The 807-nt window shown below is 47.8% G+C and carries 1 protein-coding gene; it reads left to right on the plus strand.

The window, feature by feature from the left end; translation table 11 throughout:
* Positions 1-739 (plus strand): pitrilysin family protein (locus VB714_RS27250; protein ID WP_323228476.1); only part of this gene is annotated, 739 nt, incomplete at its 5' end.
* Positions 740-807: the final 68 nt, after the last annotated feature.

Genomic DNA, 807 nt, shown 5'->3' on the forward strand with positions numbered 1-807 from the left:
AGGGTTTCATCGACACTGGTATGCGCCGGAAAATATGACGGCTGCTGTGGTGGGGAACTTACCGGTTGAGGAATTGCTGGAAATTGTCTCTGATGCCTGCGATCGCGCTTATGCCCATCGTCCCGATAGTTCTGCCCCCACTCCCCCTTCTTTTCACCCTGAGCCTATCTTTGAAGATATCGTGCGTTGCGAGGAGCAGGACGACCATTTACATCAATCCCGTTTGGTGATGTTATGGCGGGTACCGGGAAAAGGAGAATTAGCCACAACGGATGCTCTCGACGTACTGGCGGCTATTTTAGGACAAGGGAAAATGTCCCGACTCTTTCGCGACTTGCGAGAAGATCGCAAACTTGTTTCCTCTATTGGTACGAGCAATATTACCCAAGGAATTCAAGGGGTTTTCTATATTGCAGCGCAACTACCTGCCGAAAATATTGCGGAAGTAGAGAGCAGTATTCTCGCACATTTACGGCGCTTTCAAGCCGAACCCGTCGATCCTTGCGAACTCTCTCGCATTCGCGCTCAAGTGGCAAATCGTTTTATTTTTGCTAACGAACGACCCAGCGATCGCGCCAATCTTTACGGCTATTATCAGTCACAAATGGGAACTTTAACTCCTGCTTTAACCTATCCCGATCGCTTGCGGGCGATCGAAGCGGAGGATATCCAAAATGTTGCCAGGCAGTACCTCAACCCGAAAGCCTACGGAGTTGTGGTTATGAGAGGAAAAAATTAAACAATTCGCCTTTTTGTTCATTGATAATTGTTGATTGAAAAGATGAGTAAAACGCTTTACGAACGAGA

The organism is Spirulina sp. 06S082, assembly GCF_034932145.1.
Lineage (GTDB): Bacteria > Cyanobacteriota > Cyanobacteriia > Cyanobacteriales > Spirulinaceae > CCY15215.